Source organism: Compostibacter hankyongensis (genome assembly GCF_039541075.1).
GTDB classification, from domain to species: domain Bacteria; phylum Bacteroidota; class Bacteroidia; order Chitinophagales; family Chitinophagaceae; genus Compostibacter; species Compostibacter hankyongensis.
The window spans coordinates 42,764-62,597 of record NZ_BAABFN010000005.1 but is presented as its reverse complement, the minus strand read 5'-3'; the positions used below and the strand labels follow the sequence as shown (position 1 = coordinate 62,597).

The following is a 19,834-nucleotide window of genomic DNA, read 5'->3' as shown; positions in this document are numbered from 1 at the left end:
CTTCAAAAAAGGTTGGTAAAAAATGCGCACCGCTCCGTCTGGTATGAAACAGCCGGATGAAAAAGTCGTACATGTTTGAAGAATTGGTGACCGATGATTCCTTTATCCGCTATGCGCTGGAAAAGGATGCCGCCGATATTCGGCAATGGGAACAGTTTATCGCGCATCATCCTTCCCAGGCCGCCACGATTCGCGAAGCCCGGGAATGGGTGCTTGCCCTCACGGCGGCAATACGGGAAAAGCAGCTCCAGGACCCGGAGCAGGCGTTCGAGGAACTGCTGGCCACCGCTCCCTCCGGCATTGGGCATGATACGGTTATCCTGCCTATGCACAGCCGGCCGCGAAGCCGCACACGCCTGAGGATAGCCGTGTATGGCGCCGCTGCAGTGCTGTTGCTGGCCGGCGGCGTTTTGTTCCTGCGGGAAAAAAACAACCGCCGGGGAATACCCCCGCCGGGGATATCATCCCGGAAAGATATGGCCCGGTTTACAACGTACCGGTCGCCCGCAGATATCCGGCGTGTGCTCACGCTGCCGGACAGCACGCGGGTGACCCTGAATGCCAATAGCTGCCTGAAGGTGCCGGCCGACTATAATAAATCCGAAAGAAAGCTGATGCTGGAGGGCGCGGCTTTCTTTGAGGTGGCCGCGGATGCGGGAAAGCCCTTTGAGGTAAGCTCGGACAACCTGTCCGTAGATGTGCTGGGAACATCCTTTTATTTCCGGGCCTATGCTCATGAGCACCGGGAGGAAGTAAAGCTGGTAACCGGTAAGGTAAAGGTGGCATCCTCCGGCGATTCCCTTACCGGGAAGAAAGAAAATGTCCTCGCCCCGGGAAAGATGATTGACCTGGACAAAGGCGATCATGCCATACGGGAAAAAGGATTTGATATCGACGCGCTCATGAACTGGAAGGCAAACCGTCTGGTATTTGATAATGCGGACGTTCGCACTTTTGTCCGGCAGATGGAGCGCTGGTACGGAATAACGCTGGAAGTAAAAGCCAAAAGCCGGCCTTCGGCCCGGTTTAACGGAACCTATGAGCGGGCCGCCCTGGAAGAGGTGCTCCAGACCTATTGTTTTGCTACCGAAAGCCAATATGAGATCCGGGACGGAAAGGTGATAATATGGTTTTAAATACTCCTTTATGATACGATTTTTTCCACTCCTCCTTTTACACAGGCAATATATATGGCGCATAGCCGGCGGCATGCTCCTCCTTATTTTCTGTTTTCCCCTCCGGGTTGTGCCGCAAACCAAGACGCCGGATAGTATAAGCCTGCAGGAAGCTTTCAAAACAGCTGAGCATGAATATGGCGTTCAGTTTTATTTTGATGCGGCCAATGTAAACATAGCGCAGTCTGTGCCGCTTGCGGCAAAGGGGAAGTCGCTGGACGAGTTTCTTTATCATCTTCGGCGGGAGGTCAACGTGGAGTTTAAGCGTATCGGTAAGAAGATCGCTGTCAAATCCCGCCCCGCCTCCGCGGAGAAGCAGCCTGATAAAAGGATGAGCGGCCTGGTTACCGACAGTACCGGCGCTCCCCTTCCCGGTGTAACGGTTACCGTAAAGGACAAGCCGAGCATCGGCACCACTACCGACCTCAACGGTAAGTATATCCTGGATGTACCGGAGGATGCGGTGCTGGTTTTCCGGATGATCGGTTTTGACCAGCAGGAATTTTCGGTGCGCGGGCGGGAGGTCATCGATGTAAAGCTGAAGCCCGCCTCCAATTCGCTTGATGAAACAGTAGTGGTGGCCTTCGGAACCCAGAAAAAGGAGGATGTGGTAGGGGCGGTAACCACGATCAATCCTTCCGAGCTGAAGGTGCCGGCCAGTAACCTCACCACGGCCCTTGCCGGGAGGCTGGCCGGCGTGATCGCCTATCAGCGCAGCGGCGAGCCGGGCCTGGATAATGCTGATTTCTTTATCCGCGGGGTGACCACCTTCGGATATAAAAAAGATCCGCTGATCATGATCGACGGCATCGAGGTCACTACCACCGACCTGGCGCGGCTGCAGCCGGATGATATCGCCAGCTTTTCCATCATGAAGGACGCCACGGCCACTGCGCTATACGGTGCGCGGGGCGCCAACGGGGTGATCCTGATCACCACCAAGGAAGGGGTTGAAGGGAAGGTCAAGATATCCGTACGGTTAGAAAATTCCATGTCCAGCCCGACCCGGAATGTGGAGCTGGCCGATCCGGTTACTTATATGAAGCTGGCCAACGAAGCCGTTTTGACCCGGGACCCGCTGGGGATACTGCCTTATTCACAGAACAAGATCGACAATACGGCCAAAGGGCTTAACCCCTACATCTATCCGGCCACCGACTGGCGCAAGGCGCTTTTTAAGGACTATACCATGAACCAGCGGGCCAACGTCAATATGACCGGCGGCGGTAAGGTGGCGCGCTATTATCTCTCCGGTACCTTTTACCAGGACAACGGCGTGCTGAAAGTCGACAAGCGGAATAACTTTAACAGCAATATCGATCTAAAGACCTACTCCCTGCGTTCTAACGTCAATATCGAGCTTACCAAGTCTACCGAGGTCATCGTGCGTTTGTCCGGCACCTTTGACGATTATACCGGACCCATAGACGGCGGCGCCGCCATCTATAGAGAGGTGATGCATACCAACCCCACTTATTTTCCGGCATACTATCCCCCGGACAAGGCAAACCTGACCACCCAGCATATCCTTTTCGGGAATTACGACCAGGGACAATATATCAATCCCTATGCAGACCTTGTCAAGGGGTATAAGAATTATTCCCAGTCAAAGGTGCTGGCGCAGTTTGAAGTAAAGCAGGACCTCTCCTCTCTTACGGAAGGGCTGTCTGTAAGGGGCCTTGCCAATACTACCCGGTCGTCCTATTTTGATGTAAACCGGTCATACAAGCCTTTCTGGTATAATATAGGCGGATATGATAAATTCACGGACTCCTATATTTTAGCCCCGCTGAATGAAGAAGGGGGTAGCGAATACCTCGATTACTCGGAAGGGTCCAAGAAAGTGAGCTCCACCGTTTACCTGGAAGCCGCGGCAAACTATAACCGCACCTTGCATGACAGGCATAACCTCAGCGGGATGCTGGTCTTTATTATGCAGAACAATCTCACCGGTAATGCCGGTTCCCTGCAGACTTCCCTGCCATCGCGCAACCTGGGGCTCTCCGGCAGGTTTACCTATGCTTATGACGGGCGCTATTACGGCGAATTCAATTTCGGGTATAACGGCTCGGAACGGTTTTATAAAAACCACCGCTTTGGTTTTTTCCCCTCCATGGGTGTGGCCTGGCATCTGTCCAAAGAAAAGTTCTGGGAACCGCTGAATCATGTCATCTCCAACCTGAAATTCAGGGCCACCTACGGATTGGTCGGTAATGATGCTATCGGCACACCGGAAGACCGGTTCTTCTACCTGTCGCAGGTGAGCCTCAACGATGCCGATAAAAGCGCGATTTTCGGCCGGGACAATACCTACTCCCGTCCCGGCGTAACCGTAAGCCGTTATGCCAATACCGACATCAGCTGGGAAACCGCCTATAAAACCAATATTGGCTTCGATATGGGATTGTTCGATAAGGTAAATATAGAAGCCGATTTTTTTGACGAATACCGTACCAACATCCTGATGACGCGCTCTTATATTCCCACCTATATCGGCTTGTCCGCCCCTGTCCGGGCCAACGTCGGGAAAGCGGCTTCACGGGGGATAGATGCCTCGGTGGATTATTCAGAGTATTTCGGGAAAAACCTTTGGCTGAAAGGCAGGGCGAACTTTACTTATGCCACCAGCGAGTTCAAGGTATATGAAGAGCCGGACTATGATCAGAAATGGCTGTCGCATGTCGGTTATTCCCTGTCCCAGCAATGGGGATATATTGCCGAACGACTGTTTGTAGACGACGAAGAAGCGGCCAATTCGCCACATCAGAATTTTGGAGAATACGGAGGTGGGGATATCAAGTACCGCGATGTGGATGGGGACGGGCAGATCACCACGCTGGACATGGTGCCGATCGGTTATCCCACCGATCCGGAGATCGTTTACGGATTCGGGCTTTCCGCAGGATATAAGCAATTTGATCTTTCCTTCTTCTTCCAGGGGCTCGCCCGCGAATCGTTCTGGATCAATACCCAGAAATACAATGCCACGAGCAATCCGGGGTCTACCATTCCTTTTGACCAGGAAGGAGCGCTGCTGAAGGTCTACGCAGACAGTCACTGGTCTGAAGATAATCCCGACGTATATGCCCTCTGGCCCCGCTTAAGCTCAACCGTTAATGGAAATGATACCGAAAGAAGCACCTGGTTTCAGCGCAACGGAACTTTTCTCCGCCTCAAACAGGTAGAGATAGGCTACTCGCTGCCGCCGCAGGCGATCAAAAGGATCCATGTGGAGAACCTGCGGATCTATATGAATGCCACCAACCTGCTCACCTTCAGCAAATTCAAGCTCTGGGATGTGGAAATGGGGGCCAACGGGCTTGGTTATCCTGTACAACGGGTCGTGAATATCGGAGCCCAGGTATCCTTTTAAAAATAAAGCACATGAAGCACTTGAAGATAACTGCCGTTTTATGTATCGGCATATTATGCGGATGCAACTACCTCGATATTGTTCCCGATAACATCGCCACCATCGACTATGCCTTCCGGATGCGGAATGAAGCGGAAAAATATCTGTTCACCTGCTATTCCTATATGCCTGCTCAAAGCAGCCCGTCTGCCAATCCGGCGTTTACGGCCGGGGACGAGTTCTGGTTTTCTTACCCTTTTCTGGGCTTTTCCGCGCCGGCCTGGAATATTGCCCGCGGGAATCAGAATATCGTAGATCCGTACGCCAACTTCTGGGACGGGGCGCAGGCGGGAACTCCGCTTTTCAAAGGGATACGCGATTGTAATATCTTTTTGGAAAATATTGATACGGTACCCGATATGGAAGAGGTGGAAAAGGCCCGCTGGGCTGCGGAGGTCAAGTTTCTGAAAGCCTATTACGATTTTTGGCTGGTCCGCATGTACGGCCCTATCCCGCTGATCAAGGAAAACCTGCCGGTATCGAGCTCTCCGGAAGCGGTGAAGCTCTGGCGGGAACCGGTAGATACCTGTTTCAGCTACATCGTGAGCCTGATCGATGAGGCGGTGCCCTTTCTGCCCGAGCGGCTGGAGGATGAGACTTCCGAGCTGGGGCGGATCACCCAGCCCATTGCGCTGGCCCTTAAAGCCAGGGTGCTCGCCACCGAGGCAAGTCCGCTGTTTAACGGCAACCCCGATTATGCCAACGTCACAGACAGCAGGGGCATGCATTTGTTCAGCCAGGAAAGCGATGCGGATAAGTGGAAGAAAGCTGCCGAAGCCTGTAAAGCGGCGATAGATCTTTGTCACGCCATCGGCTATAAGCTGTATCGCTACCAGCAGGACATCGCCACTTACGACCTGTCTGACTCCACGGTGACGAAGATGAGTATCCGCAACAGCATCTGTGAAAAATGGAACTCCGAGATCATCTGGGGCAACACCAACAGCATGGGAAATAGTATACAGCGTGAAGCGACGCCCACCGGTCTGGATCCTTCCAATCCGGCCAACCAGAACACCCATGGCAACCTGGGTGTCACCCTGAAGATTGCCGAGCTGTTCTATACCCGGAATGGCGTGCCCATCACGGAAGATAAAACCTGGGATTACTCCGGACGCCTCAACCTGAAAATGGCGACAGCAGCCGACAAATACAATATTGCCGAAGGCTATACCACCGCCGCGCTGAACTTCGACCGGGAACCCCGCTTTTATGCAGACCTGGGCTTCGACGGCGGCATCTGGTACGGGCAGGGAAGATATGATGATAAAGATACCTGGCACCTGGAAGCGAAATCAGGCCAGTCCTCCGCACCGATCACCAACACCCGGTATAATATTACCGGCTACTGGCCCAAAAAGCTGGTGCACTATCAGAATGTTATCGGTACGGGTAACACCTATACCGTGCAGCAATATCCCTGGCCCGTTATCCGGCTGGCCGATCTCTACCTCTTGTATGCCGAAGCATTGAACGAGGAAGACGGGCCGGGCACAGCGGCTTACCGGTGGATCGACTCGGTGCGCAGCAGGGCAGGTCTCAGGCCTGTTGCCGAATCATGGACCAACTTTTCCACGAATCCCGGTAAGTATCAGACAAAAGAAGGATTGCGGGCGATCATCCACCAGGAACGGCTGATAGAACTGGCCTTTGAGGGGCAGCGTTACTGGGATCTGCGCCGGTGGAAAGAAGCGCTGAGCGTCATGAACAGTCCTGTCCGGGGCTGGGATATCAACCAGGAGGCCGATGCGGCTTATTACCGCGAAAGGGTGCTTTTTGACCAGGTATTCAAGACGCGCGACTATCTGTGGCCGATCAAGCAGCAGGACATTATTGTCAACAAGGAACTGGTTCAGAATCCGGGCTGGTAAAACAGACCTTCGAAATTTTTTTTATCCGTAAGACATGAGCTATGTATAAACGTTTTTTTCCGGTCATCTTCGTCCTGCTGAGCCTGGCGGCCTGCAAGGAAGACAAGACCTCACCCATCGAGAATGACGGGAAGGCGCCCGGACCGGTGTCTGATGTACAGGTGGAGAACCTGCCCGGTGCAGCAAGACTGACCTACAAAGCGCCGGGAGACGAGGATATGCTGTATGTGGAAGCGCATTATGATATCCGTGAGGGGCAGGAAAGAATAGCGCGTTCCTCCCTGTACAAGAATTATATGATGCTGGAAGGATTTGGCGACAGCAGCACACATAATGTGACCTTGTATGCCGTAGACCGCGGGCTGAATAAATCTACTCCGGTTGAAATTACCGTGCATCCCAAGACACCGCCTGTTTATGATGTTTTCAAATCGTTATCCATGGCGGCCTCTTTTGGCGGTATGGGGTTGTCCATGAAGAACAGTACGGAGGCCAATATCGCCATCGTCGTGATCACACCGGATTCCCTGGGGGAAATGTCTCCTGCCGAAACCTTTTATACCTCCCGGATAGCCGGCGATTTTTATGTCCGGGGATACGATACCGTGAAGCGGACTTTCGGGATATACGTCCGGGACCGATGGAACAACCTGAGCGATACCCTTTTTGAGGAGCTGACCCCTTTGTTTGAGGCAAAGCTGGACAAGACCAAGTTCCGCAAGGTGGATCTGCCTACCGATTACAATAAAGCCAATCAGAACGGCGCCCAGGTAATGGAACATCTCTGGGACGATTCCCGCAGCGAGAATGATTTTACAACCCTGCCGGGATTCGGACTTCCGCAGTGGTTCACCTTTGACCTGGGTATAAAGTCCAAGCTGTCGCGTATGGTGGTATGGACGCGGACCAGCAGTCGCTTTTTGTACCAGTCGGGCGCCGTGAAGAAATGGGAAATCTACGGATCGAATAGCCCTGCGCCCGACGGAAGCTGGGATAGCTGGACGCTGCTGATGAGGTGCGAATCCATCAAGCCCTCCGGTTTACCGGTAGGAACCAACTCGCAGGAAGATCTGGATTTTGTAAATGCAGGCTGGGAATTCACCTTTCCTCCCGACGCTCCGCCGGTACGTTACATCCGGTGGAAGACGCTGGAGAATTGGGGGAACGTAACCCACATCACCCTTACGGAAATGGATCTTTTCGGGGCGCCGGAACAATAAGGGTGCCTATCGGATGAATACAAAAAAAGAATGCCATGAGAACAACCTGTCATAAATACCTGTATCCCTTGATCTGGGGACTCGTCATCAGCTGCGGTTTTTTTGCCTGTAGTAAGATAGATGCTACCTACAGCGATTTTCTCCAGGGCGGGGAAAAGATATATACCGGCAAAGCCGATTCGCTGAAGGCTTATCCCGGGAGGAACCGCATCCGTTTGTCCTGGATACTGCTGCCGGGACCGCATATCGACACCTGTAAGATTTACTGGAACAACCGGCAGGATTCCGTGGAGGTGGATGTGAAGGACATCGCGGCTCCCGCTCCCGTAAGCGTGATGGTCGGCAATATCGCCGAAGGCGCCTATACCTTCGAGGTCTTCACATATGGGGCATCCGGCCGCTCCTCTGTGAGCTCGGAGGTAGTGGCTTCCGTATATGGCGACCTTTACCAGGCGTCGCTGCTGAGCCAGGCCATAAAGGACACATTGGTAAAGGATGATACGCTGGTGCTGGCATGGCAGGATGGCGACAAAGATGTTATCGGTAACCAGATAACCTATACGGATGCAGGAGGGGCGGAGCAAAACCTGTTTTTCCCGGCCCATGCCGATACCACGGCCAAAAATGATACCACCCGGCTGGCCCTTTTCCCGGCGGGCGGCACTTTCCGCTACCGGACCCTGTATCTGCCGGACTCCCTGGCGATCGATACTTTTTATACGGCATATGAGACGGTCACAGTGGATGCAAAGATGTTTGAGGCTGAATTGGACAAATCCGGATTCAGCTTATACCCGCTTCCGGGCGATTATGACGAACCCAACGCAGCTACCAGTACGGTAGACAAAATCTGGACCAATGCCGACGCCATAACAGACGTCAATACTTATATCTCTCTGGTGAACGGACATGCTATGCCACAATGGTTCACGATTGACCTGGGAGGAGCGTATGCGCTGACCAAGATGAAGCTGTTTCAGCGAGGAAATACAGAATCTGGTGCGGTCCGTCTGTATGCGGGAGGTAATGTAATGGAGTTTGAGGTCTGGGGTTCGCTGAATCCGGATCCGGATTACAATCCGGATGATCATGGCGGTGATTTTGACGACAGCTGGGTATTGTTACAGTCCTGTAAGGTGGAAAGGCCATCAGGAAACACGATCGCTTCAGGAGCGACCAGAAGCGACAATACAGCAGAAGATATAGCCGCGGCAGAGGCAGGACATGAATTCTCTTTTAACGATGCAGGGAAGGTCAGGTATCTGCGGATCAAAGTGTTGAAGAACTGGGATGCTGCGGGCCGGGGCTTTGTGAATATAGCTGCTTTAGCCATCTGGACGAACTAATAATAACAGGCAGATGATGTTTATTAATTAATAAAACCCAAATGATGAGAGCAAGTATCTTGAGATGCAGGTATTGGATAACCTTGTTGGTATCCCTGCCGGTGCTATCCTTAGCGCAAAATCCCTCCGCCCCCCCGGCTAAAGACCCTTATTCCTACAAGTCGGCCCGGTTCATCGATAAGCAGGACGACGGCTACCGGGGGATATGGTACTTCATCGGTCACCTGAAGGACAACCCCTACGTCTATAAATATGCCGGCGGCATGGCCACCTATCCCTCCAATCACTATCCCTTCTCGGTATATGTGCCCAAAGTAAAAAAGACCTTCTTCTGTTACGGCGGCACCGGCCATGACGGCAAATCGCTCTACCACGAGGTCGGCTACTTCAACCACCGCAACGGCAAGGTATCGCGTCCCACCATCCTGCTGGACAAGGCCACCGGCGACGCCCATGACAACCCGGTGCTGCAGGTGGACAAGGACGGCTATATCTGGATCTTCTCCACCGCCCACGGCACCGGCCGGCCTTCCTTTATCCACCGCAGCCTAAAGCCTTACGACATCAGCCGCTTTGAGCAGATCCGGCCCGTCAAGCTGGTCGACGGCAGGGAAGTGCCGATGAACAACTTCTCCTATCTGCAGATGTATTACGACGATCACGGCTTTACCGGTCTTTTTACCCACTACGAGACCCAGCAGCTGAAATACGGCAAAAGAGGCTGCCGGGTGATCGGCTACATGACCAGCCCCGACGGCATCCACTGGTCGGCATGGAAAGACATCGCCAACATTGAGGAAGGGCATTATCAGACCAGCGGCAAAAAAGGCAACCGTATCGGCACCTCCTTCAACTACCATCCTACCCGGAAGACCGGGGCAGGACTGGACTACCGGACCAACCTGTACTATGTCTTCACCGACGATCACGGCCAAAGCTGGAAGACGGCCGACGGCAAGGCCATAGCCCTGCCGCTGCGGGAGATCCATAACCCGGCGCTGATCCATGACTATGCCGCCGAAGGGCTGAAGGTCTATATCAACGACCTGAACTTCGACCGTGAAGACAACCCGGTGATCCTGTACGAGACCACCAAGGGCTGGGAACCGGGTCCGGAGAACGGTCCCCAGCAGTGGTATACGGCACACTGGACGGGTGGCAGCTGGCAGATCCTGCCAGTGACCGCTTCGGACAACAACTATGACATGGGCTCGCTTTACATAGAAGATGACGGTACCTGGCGGATCATTGCCCCGACCGATCCCGGTCCGCAGGCTTATAACACCGGCGGCTCGATCGTGATGTGGACCAGCCGGGATCAGGGCCGTCACTGGGAGAAGCTGAAGGAGCTGACGCCGGGCGCAGAGAACAACCAGAGCTACCCGCGGCGGCCGGTCGATGCCAACCCGGAGTTCTATGCCTTCTGGGCAGACGGCAACGGCAGGAAGCCCTCGGCTTCCCACCTGTATTTCTGCGACAAGCAGGGCCGGGTGTTCATGCTGCCGGAGCACATGAAAAAACAGGAAGAAAAGCCGGTTCGTGTTTTTGCAAAATGATCATCATCTCCGGCACCTGCCGCAGTCCCTGCGACAAGTGCCGGAAATGTATTATTTTGGAGACGTTTAGTCATTGAGGCGGGCAGTGGGCTGCCCGCCTTTTTTCATCCGTTTACCGCAGTATACAAAGAAGAACCATCATGACCTGGAGCCAGCCCGTTGATCCGCTGCACAATCTTGTCTTGTCTGCCCTGATCGCCGTTATTCCGATCGTCTTTATCTTCTGGGTGCTGATCATCAAAAAGGTAAAGGGCTACAAAGCCAGCCTGATGGGGCTTGCCGTTGCCCTGCTGATTGCCGTGCTGATCTACCGGATGCCGGTAAAGCTGGCGCTTTTGTCTACCGTTCATGGCGCCCTGTATGGGATATTCCCCATCTGCTGGATCGTGATAACGGTTATATTCTTGTTCAATATTACCCTCAAAAGCGGACAGTTCGAGATCATCAAACATTCCATGGCGGCCATTACGCCGGACAGGCGGCTGCAGGCGTTGCTGATCGCTTTTTCCTTCGGCGCTTTTCTGGAGGGGACGGCAGGCTTCGGCGCTCCTGTGGCGATTACCGCAGCTCTGCTGGCCGGCCTGGGCTTCGATGCCTTTTACGCGGCCGGGATATGCCTTATTGCAAATACGGCGCCGGTGGCCTTTGGCTCAATCGGTATTCCCATTACCGTGGCTTCGCAGGTTTCCGGGATACCCGAGCTGGTCCTGTCGCAGATGATAGGCCGGACGCTCCCCCTTTTATCGCTGGCGCTTCCCTTTTACCTGGTCATATTGATCGCGGGGTTCAGGCGGACTATGGAGGTGCTGCCGGCGATCCTGGTATCGGGGATATCGTTTGCGGTGCTGCAATGGTCCTGTTCCAACTACCTCGGACCGGGACTTCCCGATATTATTGCCGGTATAGGATCTATTGTATGCCTGACTGCTTTTCTGAAATACTGGAAGCCCCGGCGCGTATGGCGGTTCCAGGGTGAAGAAGGCCCCGCAGCCGAAAAGATGACCTATTCCACGGCGCAGGTGCTGCGCGCCTGGTCGCCTTTCCTGTTGCTGACCGTCATCATCATTGCGTGGGGGCTGCCGCCGGTCAGGCGTTTGCTGGACGCGGCAAGCTTTAAGTTTGCAGTACCCGGCATCGATCAGGTGATCAGGGATTACAAAAACAACCTGCTGCCTCATGTATTTAATTTTAACTTTTTATCCGCAGCAGGTACCGCCGCACTGGTCTCGGCATTGCTGGCGCTGCCGCTGGCCGGCCTGACCTTCAAAGAAGGAATGAAGCTGTTTGCCGATACCCTCAGGCAGCTGAAATATCCCATCCTGACCATAGCCGCTATCCTGGCATTTGCCTATATTGTCAATGACTCAGGCATTACCATTACGATTGCAAATGCCCTGGCCGGCACCGGATTCCTTTATCCTTTCTTTGCGCCTGTGCTGGGTTGGCTGGGTGTCTTTATCACCGGTTCGGACACCTCTTCCAATGCCCTGTTCGGGAAGCTTCAGTATGCTACCGCCGGCTCGATAGGCGTAAGCCCTGTAGTAACGGTAGCCGCTAACTCCTCCGGGGGAGTAGTGGGCAAAATGATCTCCCCGCAGTCGATAGCTGTGGCCACCGCCGCCGTAGGTCTTATCGGAAAAGAAGCCCGTCTTTTCCGTTTTACGGTAAAGCACAGCCTTTTTATGCTCTTCTTTATCGCCCTGCTTACCTTTGCGCAAGCTTATTATCTGAAATGGACCGTTCCGTCCATGCCGGAGAAGGCGGTTACAACAGCGCCGTCCCTGCTGCCTTCAAAAGAGCGGTCGGCGTCTGCGGTCGGAGAATAACAGCAGTTCCGGTGAAAGCCCTGCGCCGCCCCCGGGGTTAGGGCGGGTCTGTTGTTTTCTGAAAAAAACTTTTTTGGAATTAATTATTATATTAGCGCCGAAGTCCTCTTGCCTATGGCGTCTGATCTGTCCTGCATACAATACCAGCTTTCCCGGAATAATCCTACGGCTTTAAAAGAATTGTATGACCTGCTGGGCAATAAATTATTGCAGCTGGCCCGGGCCATGGTCCATTCCCGCGAGGAGGCCGAAGAAGTCGTGGAAGACGTCTTTATCCGCATCTGGGAAAAACGGGACAGCCTGGCGCATGTGGAGAACTTCAGATGGTATCTCTATGTTACGACGCGGAATATCAGCTTCAACTATATCCGCAAATACGGAAAAAGGACGACCCTGCAGCTGGATGACATCTATGTACCCCCCTTTGCAGTGGATGCCACTCCGGAAGATATGATGATCACCCGCGAGGTGCTCAACCGGATCAATCAGGCCATCCACGAGCTGCCGGCAAAATGCCGCCTTGTTTTTAAGCTGGTAAAGGAAGACGGGCTGAAATACCGCGAGGTAGCCGAGCTGCTCGACATCTCCTTAAAAACCGTAGAGAACCAGGTAGGTATCGCGCTGAAAAAGCTTCACGCCGCTATGCAGCTGCACCTTCCTGCCGGCATGTCCGCCACCCCGGTAAGACGGGAACGTTGAGGTAATTTTCCGATCTTTTGGGGGTAATACGCATTTTTGGTTGTCTTGTATAATTAAGCTGTGCCAAGCGGCATTAGTTTCTTTGCCTTACACGATGAAAGACGACCGTTTCTGGATATTACTGGGTAAAAAGGAGAGTGGTATGGCCTCGGAACAGGAATTGTCCGAGCTGGAAAGGCTTATGCGGGAAGAGGGAGTACAGGACTTCTCCGGAGAGCTGATCCACCGGCTATGGGAGACTCCCCTGAAGGCATTGCCCGATGAGGAAAGCGAGGATACCGTATGGAAACATGTCAAGGCGAGGATGGGCGATGCTGCAGGAGCCGGCCGGCGTAAGCCTGCTTTCCGGATGAGCCGCCGGTTGGCGGCGGCCGCATGTCTGCTGGCTGCCGTGCTGGGCGGAAGCATTTACCTGTTGCATAAGAATGCACGGAAACCCGCCGCTCCGGTTGCAGAGGCGGACGCCCGGGTAAACCGCATTGCCACTCAGCCCCTGGCCAAGTCGAAGCTGGAGCTTCCTGACGGCACTCAGGTGTGGCTCAACGAAAAGAGCCGGCTGGTATACGATAATCATGATTTTAATGTAAACAGCAGAGAGGTGACGCTTACCGGCGAAGCGTTTTTTGATGTAACCAAAAACGAAAAGCTGCCTTTTGTGATCCATGCGGGTAAGGTCAACATCCAGGTGCTGGGTACTGCTTTTAATATAAAGGCCTATGCCGGACAAAAGAACGTAGAGGCCGCTCTTATCCGGGGAAAGATAGCCTTGTCCTATGCCGGAGACCCCGATCGCCGGGTATTGCTGAAACCCAATCATAAAATTCTTTTACCGATAGACCGCTTTCCGGACCCGGAAGAAGGGAAGCCGGTCTATACCATTCTTCCCCTCGCCAGAGACAAGCAGGGGGAGGCAGTGGAGACCGCCTGGATGAAAGGAAAGCTGGCTTTTGACAATGAATCCTTTGGGGTCATAGCCCAGCGCATGGACGACTGGTACGGCATCCATTTTCATTTCGGCAGTGACAGCCTCCGGGACCTTCATTTCTCCGGAGTGATCGATAAGGAAACACTACGGGAAGCGCTGGAAGCCATGCAGCTGTCGCGTCATTTTACCTTCCGGATAGAAGACAGGGAAGTGTGGATCGGCCGCTGAGCGTACGGAATTTATCCTTCACCCATAAAATAACCATGATGACCTGATCAATACGTATCCAAAGCTTTATGAAAGGGAGATGGTGGTGCATCTCCCTCCTGGCGGAAAACAGAACCGGCGTTCGTGTTAAGGTAACCGGTTTGCATTTACCATCCATAATCTGTGTTAAAAATATGAAAAAAAAGCGACCGTTCAAAGCCGTTTCCGGTTCCCGGGGCTTTGTTAATGTTCTGTTGATGATGAAACTGACCGTTTTGTTTCTTACACTGGGCTTTATGCAGGTGACCGCTGCGGGTTATTCCCAGGAACGGATCAGCATCTCCCTGGAGAACGTGGCCATAAAAGTGGTGCTGAGAACCATACAGCACAACAGCCATTACCGGCTTATCTATAACGACGATATCCTGCCCGGGGATAAGAAGGTAAGCCTCTCTCTGAAAAATGCCGCGCTTGAAGACGTCATGCGGCAAACCCTTTCCGGTACGGATCTTACTTACCGGCTGCTCGACAAAAAGATGGTAGTGGTAACGCGGAAGCCCGGGAAGGAGCCGGAGACGCCGTTTATACGCTATGGCAAAAAGATGCTGTCGCTGAACAAGGAAATCAGGGGTACGGTAACAGACAGTACCGGAGCGCCCCTTCCCGGCGTAACGGTGTCTGTGAAAAATGACCCTACCGTGGCCACTTCCACTGATCTTAACGGCAAGTATATCCTCGACGTGCCGGACCAGGCTACCGTAGTGTTCAGAATGGTGGGCTTTGATCCCCAGGAAATACCCGTGAACAGGCAGGAGATCATCAACATCACGCTGCGTCCTTCCTCCAACCAGCTGAATGATGTGGTAGTAGTGGCTTTTGGTACGCAGAAAAAGCAGGAGGTAGTGGGCGCTATGACCACCATCAACCCGGCCGAGCTGAAAGTGCCGGCCAGCAACCTCACCACCGCCCTTGCCGGGAGACTGGCCGGCGTCATCGCCTATCAGCGCAGCGGCGAACCGGGTGCCGATAATGCGGACTTCTTTATTCGCGGGGTGACCACCTTCGGTTATAAAAAAGATCCGCTCATCCTTATCGATGGCATCGAGCTTTCTTCCACCGACCTGGCCCGGCTGCAGGTTGATGATATTGCCAGCTTCTCCATCATGAAGGATGCGACGGCTACCGCTTTGTATGGCGCCCGCGGCGCCAACGGGGTAATCCTGATCACCACGAAAGAAGGGGTGGAAGGAAAGGCAAAAGTATCCGTCCGTATCGAAAACTCCGTGTCCGCCCCCACGAAGAATGTGGAATTTGCCGATCCGGTAACGTATATGAATCTCGCCAATGAAGCCGTGCTGACCCGCGATGCGCTGGGCGTGCTGCTCTATCCCCAGAGCAAGATCGATAATACCCTTGCGGGTACCAACCCCTATGCTTATCCGGCTACCGACTGGCGCAGCGAGCTTTTCAAGGACTATACCATGAACCAGCGGGTAAACTTCAATGTGAACGGCGGCGGAAAAGTGGCCCGGTATTACCTGGCCGCCACGCTCAACCAGGATCATGGGGTGCTGAAGGTAGATAAGCGCAATAACTTCAACAGCAACATCAACCTCAAGACATATGAGCTGCGTTCCAATGTAAACATTAACCTGACCAAATCCACCGAAGTAGGGATCAAGCTATATGGCACCTTTGATGATTATACAGGTCCGATAAACGGGGGGACGGATATGTATAAGAAGGTCATGCGGGCCAATCCCGTGCTGTTCCCAGCCTATTTCCCCATGGATGACGCCCATGCTTTTGTGCAGCACATCATGTTCGGCAACTATGCCGACGGTAACTATCTGAACCCTTATGCGGATATGGTAAAAGGGTATAAAGATTATACAAAGACCCTGGTGCTCGCGCAATTTGAGCTGAAACAGGACCTTTCGTTCCTGGCCAAAGGACTTACCCTGAACGGGATATTCAATACCACGCGCCAGTCTTACTTCGGCGTTGCAAGAGCTTATAAGCCGTTCTGGTACCAGGTGGGCGGTTATGACAAGGTGAAAGATGCCTATAACCTCACCCTGCTCAACGAGAACGACGGAACGGATTACCTGGATTACGCCGAAGACCCCAAGCAGGTAAACTCAACCACCTATATACAGGCTTCTGTAAACTATAACCGTACTTTCGGAGATAAGCACAACATCAGCGACATGCTGGTGTTCCTGCTGAACAACCAGGTACAGGCCAATGTCAGCAGTCTCCAGGCTTCCCTGCCGCACCGGAACATCGGGGTGTCCGGCCGCTTCACCTACTCATACGACAACCGTTACTTCGGAGAATTTGATTTCGGGTACAACGGGTCGGAACGGTTTTACAAGGACAAGCGCTTTGGCTTTTTCCCTTCTGTGGGGGCCGCCTGGTACGTATCCAACGAACCCTTCTGGGAGTCTTATAAGCAGGTAGTCTCCAACCTGAAGATAAGGGCGACCTACGGCCTGGTCGGTAACGACGCCATCGGGGATCCGCAGGACCGTTTCTTTTACCTCTCTGATGTGAACATGGACGATGCCGGCCGCGCGTCGGTGTTCGGGACCGACAACGGCTACTCCCGCAACGGTATTTCCGTAAACCGCTACGGCAACAGCAGCATCACCTGGGAGACGGCGACGAAAACCAACCTGGGAATAGAGCTGGGGTTATGGGATAAGGTGAACGTGCAGCTGGACCTTTACCGGGAGCACCGGAAAAATATCCTGATGACCCGGTCCTATATCCCCATTACCATCGGCGTGCTGAATACGGCAGACATAAAGGCCAATATCGGGCAGGCCGTCGGGAAAGGGATCGACCTTTCGGTAGATTATAACCAGTATATCGGTCAGCATTTCTGGATCCAGGGCAGGGCCAATTTCACCTATGCCACCAGCGCCTACAAAGTATATGAAGAGCCGGATTATACCGAGAAATATCTCTATCATACGGGCTGGTCCCTCTCCCAGCAGTGGGGCTATATTGCAGAACGGCTTTTTGCCGACGATGCGGAAGTAGCCAATTCTCCCCTGCAGAGCTTCGGGGAATACAGCGCCGGCGATATCAAATACCGGGATGTCAACGGAGACGGACAGGTTACCACGCTGGACCAGGTGCCGATAGGATATCCTACCACGCCTGAGATCGTCTACGGGTTCGGGTTCTCTGTAGGCTATAAAGCCTTCGATCTGTCCTGTTTCTTCCAGGGCCTCGGCCGCGAATCTTTCTGGATAGATCCCAAGGCCACCGCGCCGTTTGTCGCCTACCGTTATTCCGATGACGAGCTGCCGGGCATTACCCTGCAGAACCAGCTGCTGAAAGCCTATGCAGACAATCACTGGTCCGAAGACAACCGCAACCTGTACGCCCTGTGGCCGCGGCTCAGCACGAGAACGATAAACAACAATACGCAGACCAGCACCTGGTTTATGCGGAACGGATCTTTCCTCAGGCTAAAGACCGTCGAATTTGGCTATACGCTTCCCCAACGGCTGACGGAGCGGATACATGTGGAAAAAGCGCGTTTTTATCTGAGCGGTATCAACCTGCTTTGCTTTAGCAGATTCAAACTCTGGGATGTGGAAATGGGGGGTAACGGCCTCGGTTATCCCGTGCAAAGGGTCACCAATATCGGTGTCCAGGTTTCCTTCTAAAATAAAAGACATGAGAAATATAAAACGATTCATCCTTATAGCCTGTTGTTCCCTGTGCTCCTGCCACTATCTGGATATTGTGCCCGATAATATAGCTACGGTGGAATATGCCTTCCGCATGCGCAGCACGGCGGAAAAATACCTGTTTACCCTATACAGCTATCAGCCTCATTTTGCCGATCCTTATAATTATCCGGTGTTCCTGGGCGGCGACGAGATCTGGTGCAACCAATTTGATGCGACCACCTCAAAACCTGCCTGGCAGATCGCCATGGGCTTTCAGAATATTGTGGATCCTTACAGTGATTACTGGAGTGGCGGAAACGGGGGGAGAAACCTTTTTGTCGCCATACGGGACTGCAATACTTTTCTGGAGAATATCGGCAGCGTACCGGATATGGACGATTTTGAAAAGAAACGCTGGGCAGCCGAAGCCAGGTTTTTAAAAGCCTATTACCACTTTTTCCTGCTGCGTATGTACGGTCCTGTTCCCATTACGGATAAGAACCTGCCCATCTCGAGCGGTCCCGAGGCCGTGCGGGTATACCGGGAGCCTGTGGATTCCTGCGTGAATTATATCGCCGGCCAGCTGGACCAGGCCGCGGCCGACCTGCCCGATATCATCACCGACGAAATATCCGAACAGGGAAGGATTACCCGGCCGGCGGCGCTTGCCATCAAGGCAAGGCTCCTGGTCATGGCTGCCAGTCCGCTCTTCAACGGCAACCCTGACTATGCGGATTTCGTGGACAAAAGAGGCCTGCATCTCTTCAGCCAGGAAGCCGATCCCGGAAAATGGCAGCGGGCTGCGGATGCCTGTAAGGAGGCCATAGACGCCTGTCAGGCCGCAGGCAAAAAGTTATACTATTACACACCTGCCGCCTTTGTGCCGGCCAATATTTCGGAAGCGACCAAGACGGAGATGAATATCCGCAACGCCGTTTGTGAGAAATGGAATCCGGAGATTATCTGGGCCAGTACGGATAATGTGGCGTCTTCCCTCCAAAGGGAATCCCTGCCTTTTCTGTATGCCGGGCAAAAGGTGGTCCCCAAGTCCACCTTCGCGCCGCCGTTGAAAATAGCAGAGCTGTTTTATACCAAAAACGGCGTGCCTATTTCGGAAGATAAGAGCTGGGATTACAACAACCGCTACAAGCTGCGGACGGCCACGCACGATGAACAGCTTTATATAAAAGAAGGCTATACCACGGCGGTGCTCAACTTCGACCGCGAGCCCCGATTTTATGCAGATCTGGGGTTTGACGGAGGAAGATGGTACGGGCAGGGGCGGTATGGCGACACGGATAATGTATATGTGGCGGCCAAGCTGGGGCAGACGGCCAATAACCATGCCTTCAGCTTCTCCATTACCGGATACTGGCCCAAGAAGCTGGTCAACTACCTGGATGTTTCCAATGCCGAGCAGCTGACCTTTCAGAACTATCCCTGGCCGGTGATGCGGCTGGGCGACCTCTATCTGTTGTATGCCGAGGCCCTGAATGAGGTGAGCGGGCCGGGGGGCGAAACGTATAAATGGATTGATCTTGTCCGCCAGCGGGCAGGATTGCCGTCCGTGGAAGAATCCTGGACGCAGTATTCCAACCGCCCCGGTGAATATCAGACCCGCGACGGGCTGAGAAAGATCATACACCAGGAACGCCTGATAGAGATGGCCTTCGAAGGGCAGCGTTTCTGGGACCTGAGAAGGTGGAAGGAAGCCGAAGAGGTGATGAACGAGCCGGTAAGGGGATGGAACTATACCGGGAAAGACGAATCGAATTATTACCAGGTAAGGGTGCTTTTCAGTCCGATATTTAAAAAGCGCGACTATCTCTGGCCCGTAAAAGAACAGCACCTTATCGTAAACAGTAACCTTATGCAGAACCCGGGCTGGTGAGCGAATGCCATTCAGCC

The 19,834-nt window shown here is 53.4% G+C and carries 11 protein-coding genes; all 11 read left to right on the top strand.

Annotated elements, in window-relative coordinates:
- The first annotated feature begins 56 nt into the window (after nt 1–56).
- Entirely contained in the window at nt 57–1,136 is a 1,080-nt protein-coding gene (locus ABD851_RS10705) for a FecR family protein (protein ID WP_344979038.1), read from the top strand.
- Between the two features lie 73 nt (nt 1,137–1,209).
- Nucleotides 1,210–4,548, top strand: a complete 3,339-nt coding sequence (locus ABD851_RS10700; protein WP_344979036.1) for a SusC/RagA family TonB-linked outer membrane protein — start codon at nt 1,210–1,212, stop codon at nt 4,546–4,548.
- A gap of 11 nt (nt 4,549–4,559) precedes the next feature.
- Nucleotides 4,560–6,458 (top strand): RagB/SusD family nutrient uptake outer membrane protein, encoded by a 1,899-nt coding sequence (locus ABD851_RS10695; RefSeq protein WP_344979034.1) that lies wholly within the window; start codon nt 4,560–4,562, stop codon nt 6,456–6,458.
- A gap of 41 nt (nt 6,459–6,499) precedes the next feature.
- Nucleotides 6,500–7,678, top strand: a complete 1,179-nt coding sequence (locus tag ABD851_RS10690) for a DUF5000 domain-containing lipoprotein (RefSeq protein WP_344979032.1) — start codon at nt 6,500–6,502, stop codon at nt 7,676–7,678.
- 35 nt (nt 7,679–7,713) lie between these two features.
- A complete protein-coding gene (locus ABD851_RS10685) occupies nt 7,714–9,024 on the top strand; it encodes a DUF4998 domain-containing protein (RefSeq protein WP_344979030.1) in 1,311 nt (436 codons plus the stop codon).
- A 44-nt stretch (nt 9,025–9,068) separates the two neighbouring features.
- Nucleotides 9,069–10,580, top strand: coding sequence for a BNR-4 repeat-containing protein (locus ABD851_RS10680; protein ID WP_344979028.1), 1,512 nt, complete (start codon nt 9,069–9,071; stop codon nt 10,578–10,580).
- A gap of 140 nt (nt 10,581–10,720) precedes the next feature.
- On the top strand, nt 10,721–12,406 hold the full coding sequence (locus ABD851_RS10675; RefSeq protein ID WP_344979026.1) for an L-lactate permease: 1,686 nt from the start codon (nt 10,721–10,723) through the stop codon (nt 12,404–12,406).
- Nucleotides 12,407–12,520: 114 nt separating this feature from the next.
- Entirely contained in the window at nt 12,521–13,105 is a 585-nt protein-coding gene (locus ABD851_RS10670) for an RNA polymerase sigma factor (RefSeq protein ID WP_344979024.1), read from the top strand.
- Between the two features lie 94 nt (nt 13,106–13,199).
- Nucleotides 13,200–14,258 (top strand): FecR family protein, encoded by a 1,059-nt coding sequence (locus ABD851_RS10665; protein WP_344979022.1) that lies wholly within the window; start codon nt 13,200–13,202, stop codon nt 14,256–14,258.
- Between the two features lie 236 nt (nt 14,259–14,494).
- Nucleotides 14,495–17,920, top strand: coding sequence for a TonB-dependent receptor (locus tag ABD851_RS10660; protein WP_344979020.1), 3,426 nt, complete (start codon nt 14,495–14,497; stop codon nt 17,918–17,920).
- A 10-nt stretch (nt 17,921–17,930) separates the two neighbouring features.
- Entirely contained in the window at nt 17,931–19,817 is a 1,887-nt protein-coding gene (locus tag ABD851_RS10655; protein ID WP_344979018.1) for a RagB/SusD family nutrient uptake outer membrane protein, read from the top strand.
- The last annotated feature ends 17 nt before the right edge of the window (nt 19,818–19,834 follow it).

Excerpts from the sequence above, each read along its gene's own strand:
- ABD851_RS10705 (WP_344979038.1), top strand. The coding sequence starts at position 57 with ATGAAAAAGTCGTACATGTTTGAAGAATTGGTGACCGATGATTCCTTT.
- ABD851_RS10700 (WP_344979036.1), top strand. The coding sequence starts at position 1,210 with ATGCTCCTCCTTATTTTCTGTTTTCCCCTCCGGGTTGTGCCGCAAACC.
- ABD851_RS10695 (WP_344979034.1), top strand. The coding sequence starts at position 4,560 with ATGAAGCACTTGAAGATAACTGCCGTTTTATGTATCGGCATATTATGC.
- ABD851_RS10690 (WP_344979032.1), top strand. The coding sequence starts at position 6,500 with ATGTATAAACGTTTTTTTCCGGTCATCTTCGTCCTGCTGAGCCTGGCG.
- ABD851_RS10685 (WP_344979030.1), top strand. The coding sequence starts at position 7,714 with ATGAGAACAACCTGTCATAAATACCTGTATCCCTTGATCTGGGGACTC.
- ABD851_RS10680 (WP_344979028.1), top strand. The coding sequence starts at position 9,069 with ATGAGAGCAAGTATCTTGAGATGCAGGTATTGGATAACCTTGTTGGTA.
- ABD851_RS10675 (WP_344979026.1), top strand. The coding sequence starts at position 10,721 with ATGACCTGGAGCCAGCCCGTTGATCCGCTGCACAATCTTGTCTTGTCT.
- ABD851_RS10670 (WP_344979024.1), top strand. The coding sequence starts at position 12,521 with ATGGCGTCTGATCTGTCCTGCATACAATACCAGCTTTCCCGGAATAAT.
- ABD851_RS10665 (WP_344979022.1), top strand. The coding sequence starts at position 13,200 with ATGAAAGACGACCGTTTCTGGATATTACTGGGTAAAAAGGAGAGTGGT.
- ABD851_RS10660 (WP_344979020.1), top strand. The coding sequence starts at position 14,495 with ATGATGAAACTGACCGTTTTGTTTCTTACACTGGGCTTTATGCAGGTG.
- ABD851_RS10655 (WP_344979018.1), top strand. The coding sequence starts at position 17,931 with ATGAGAAATATAAAACGATTCATCCTTATAGCCTGTTGTTCCCTGTGC.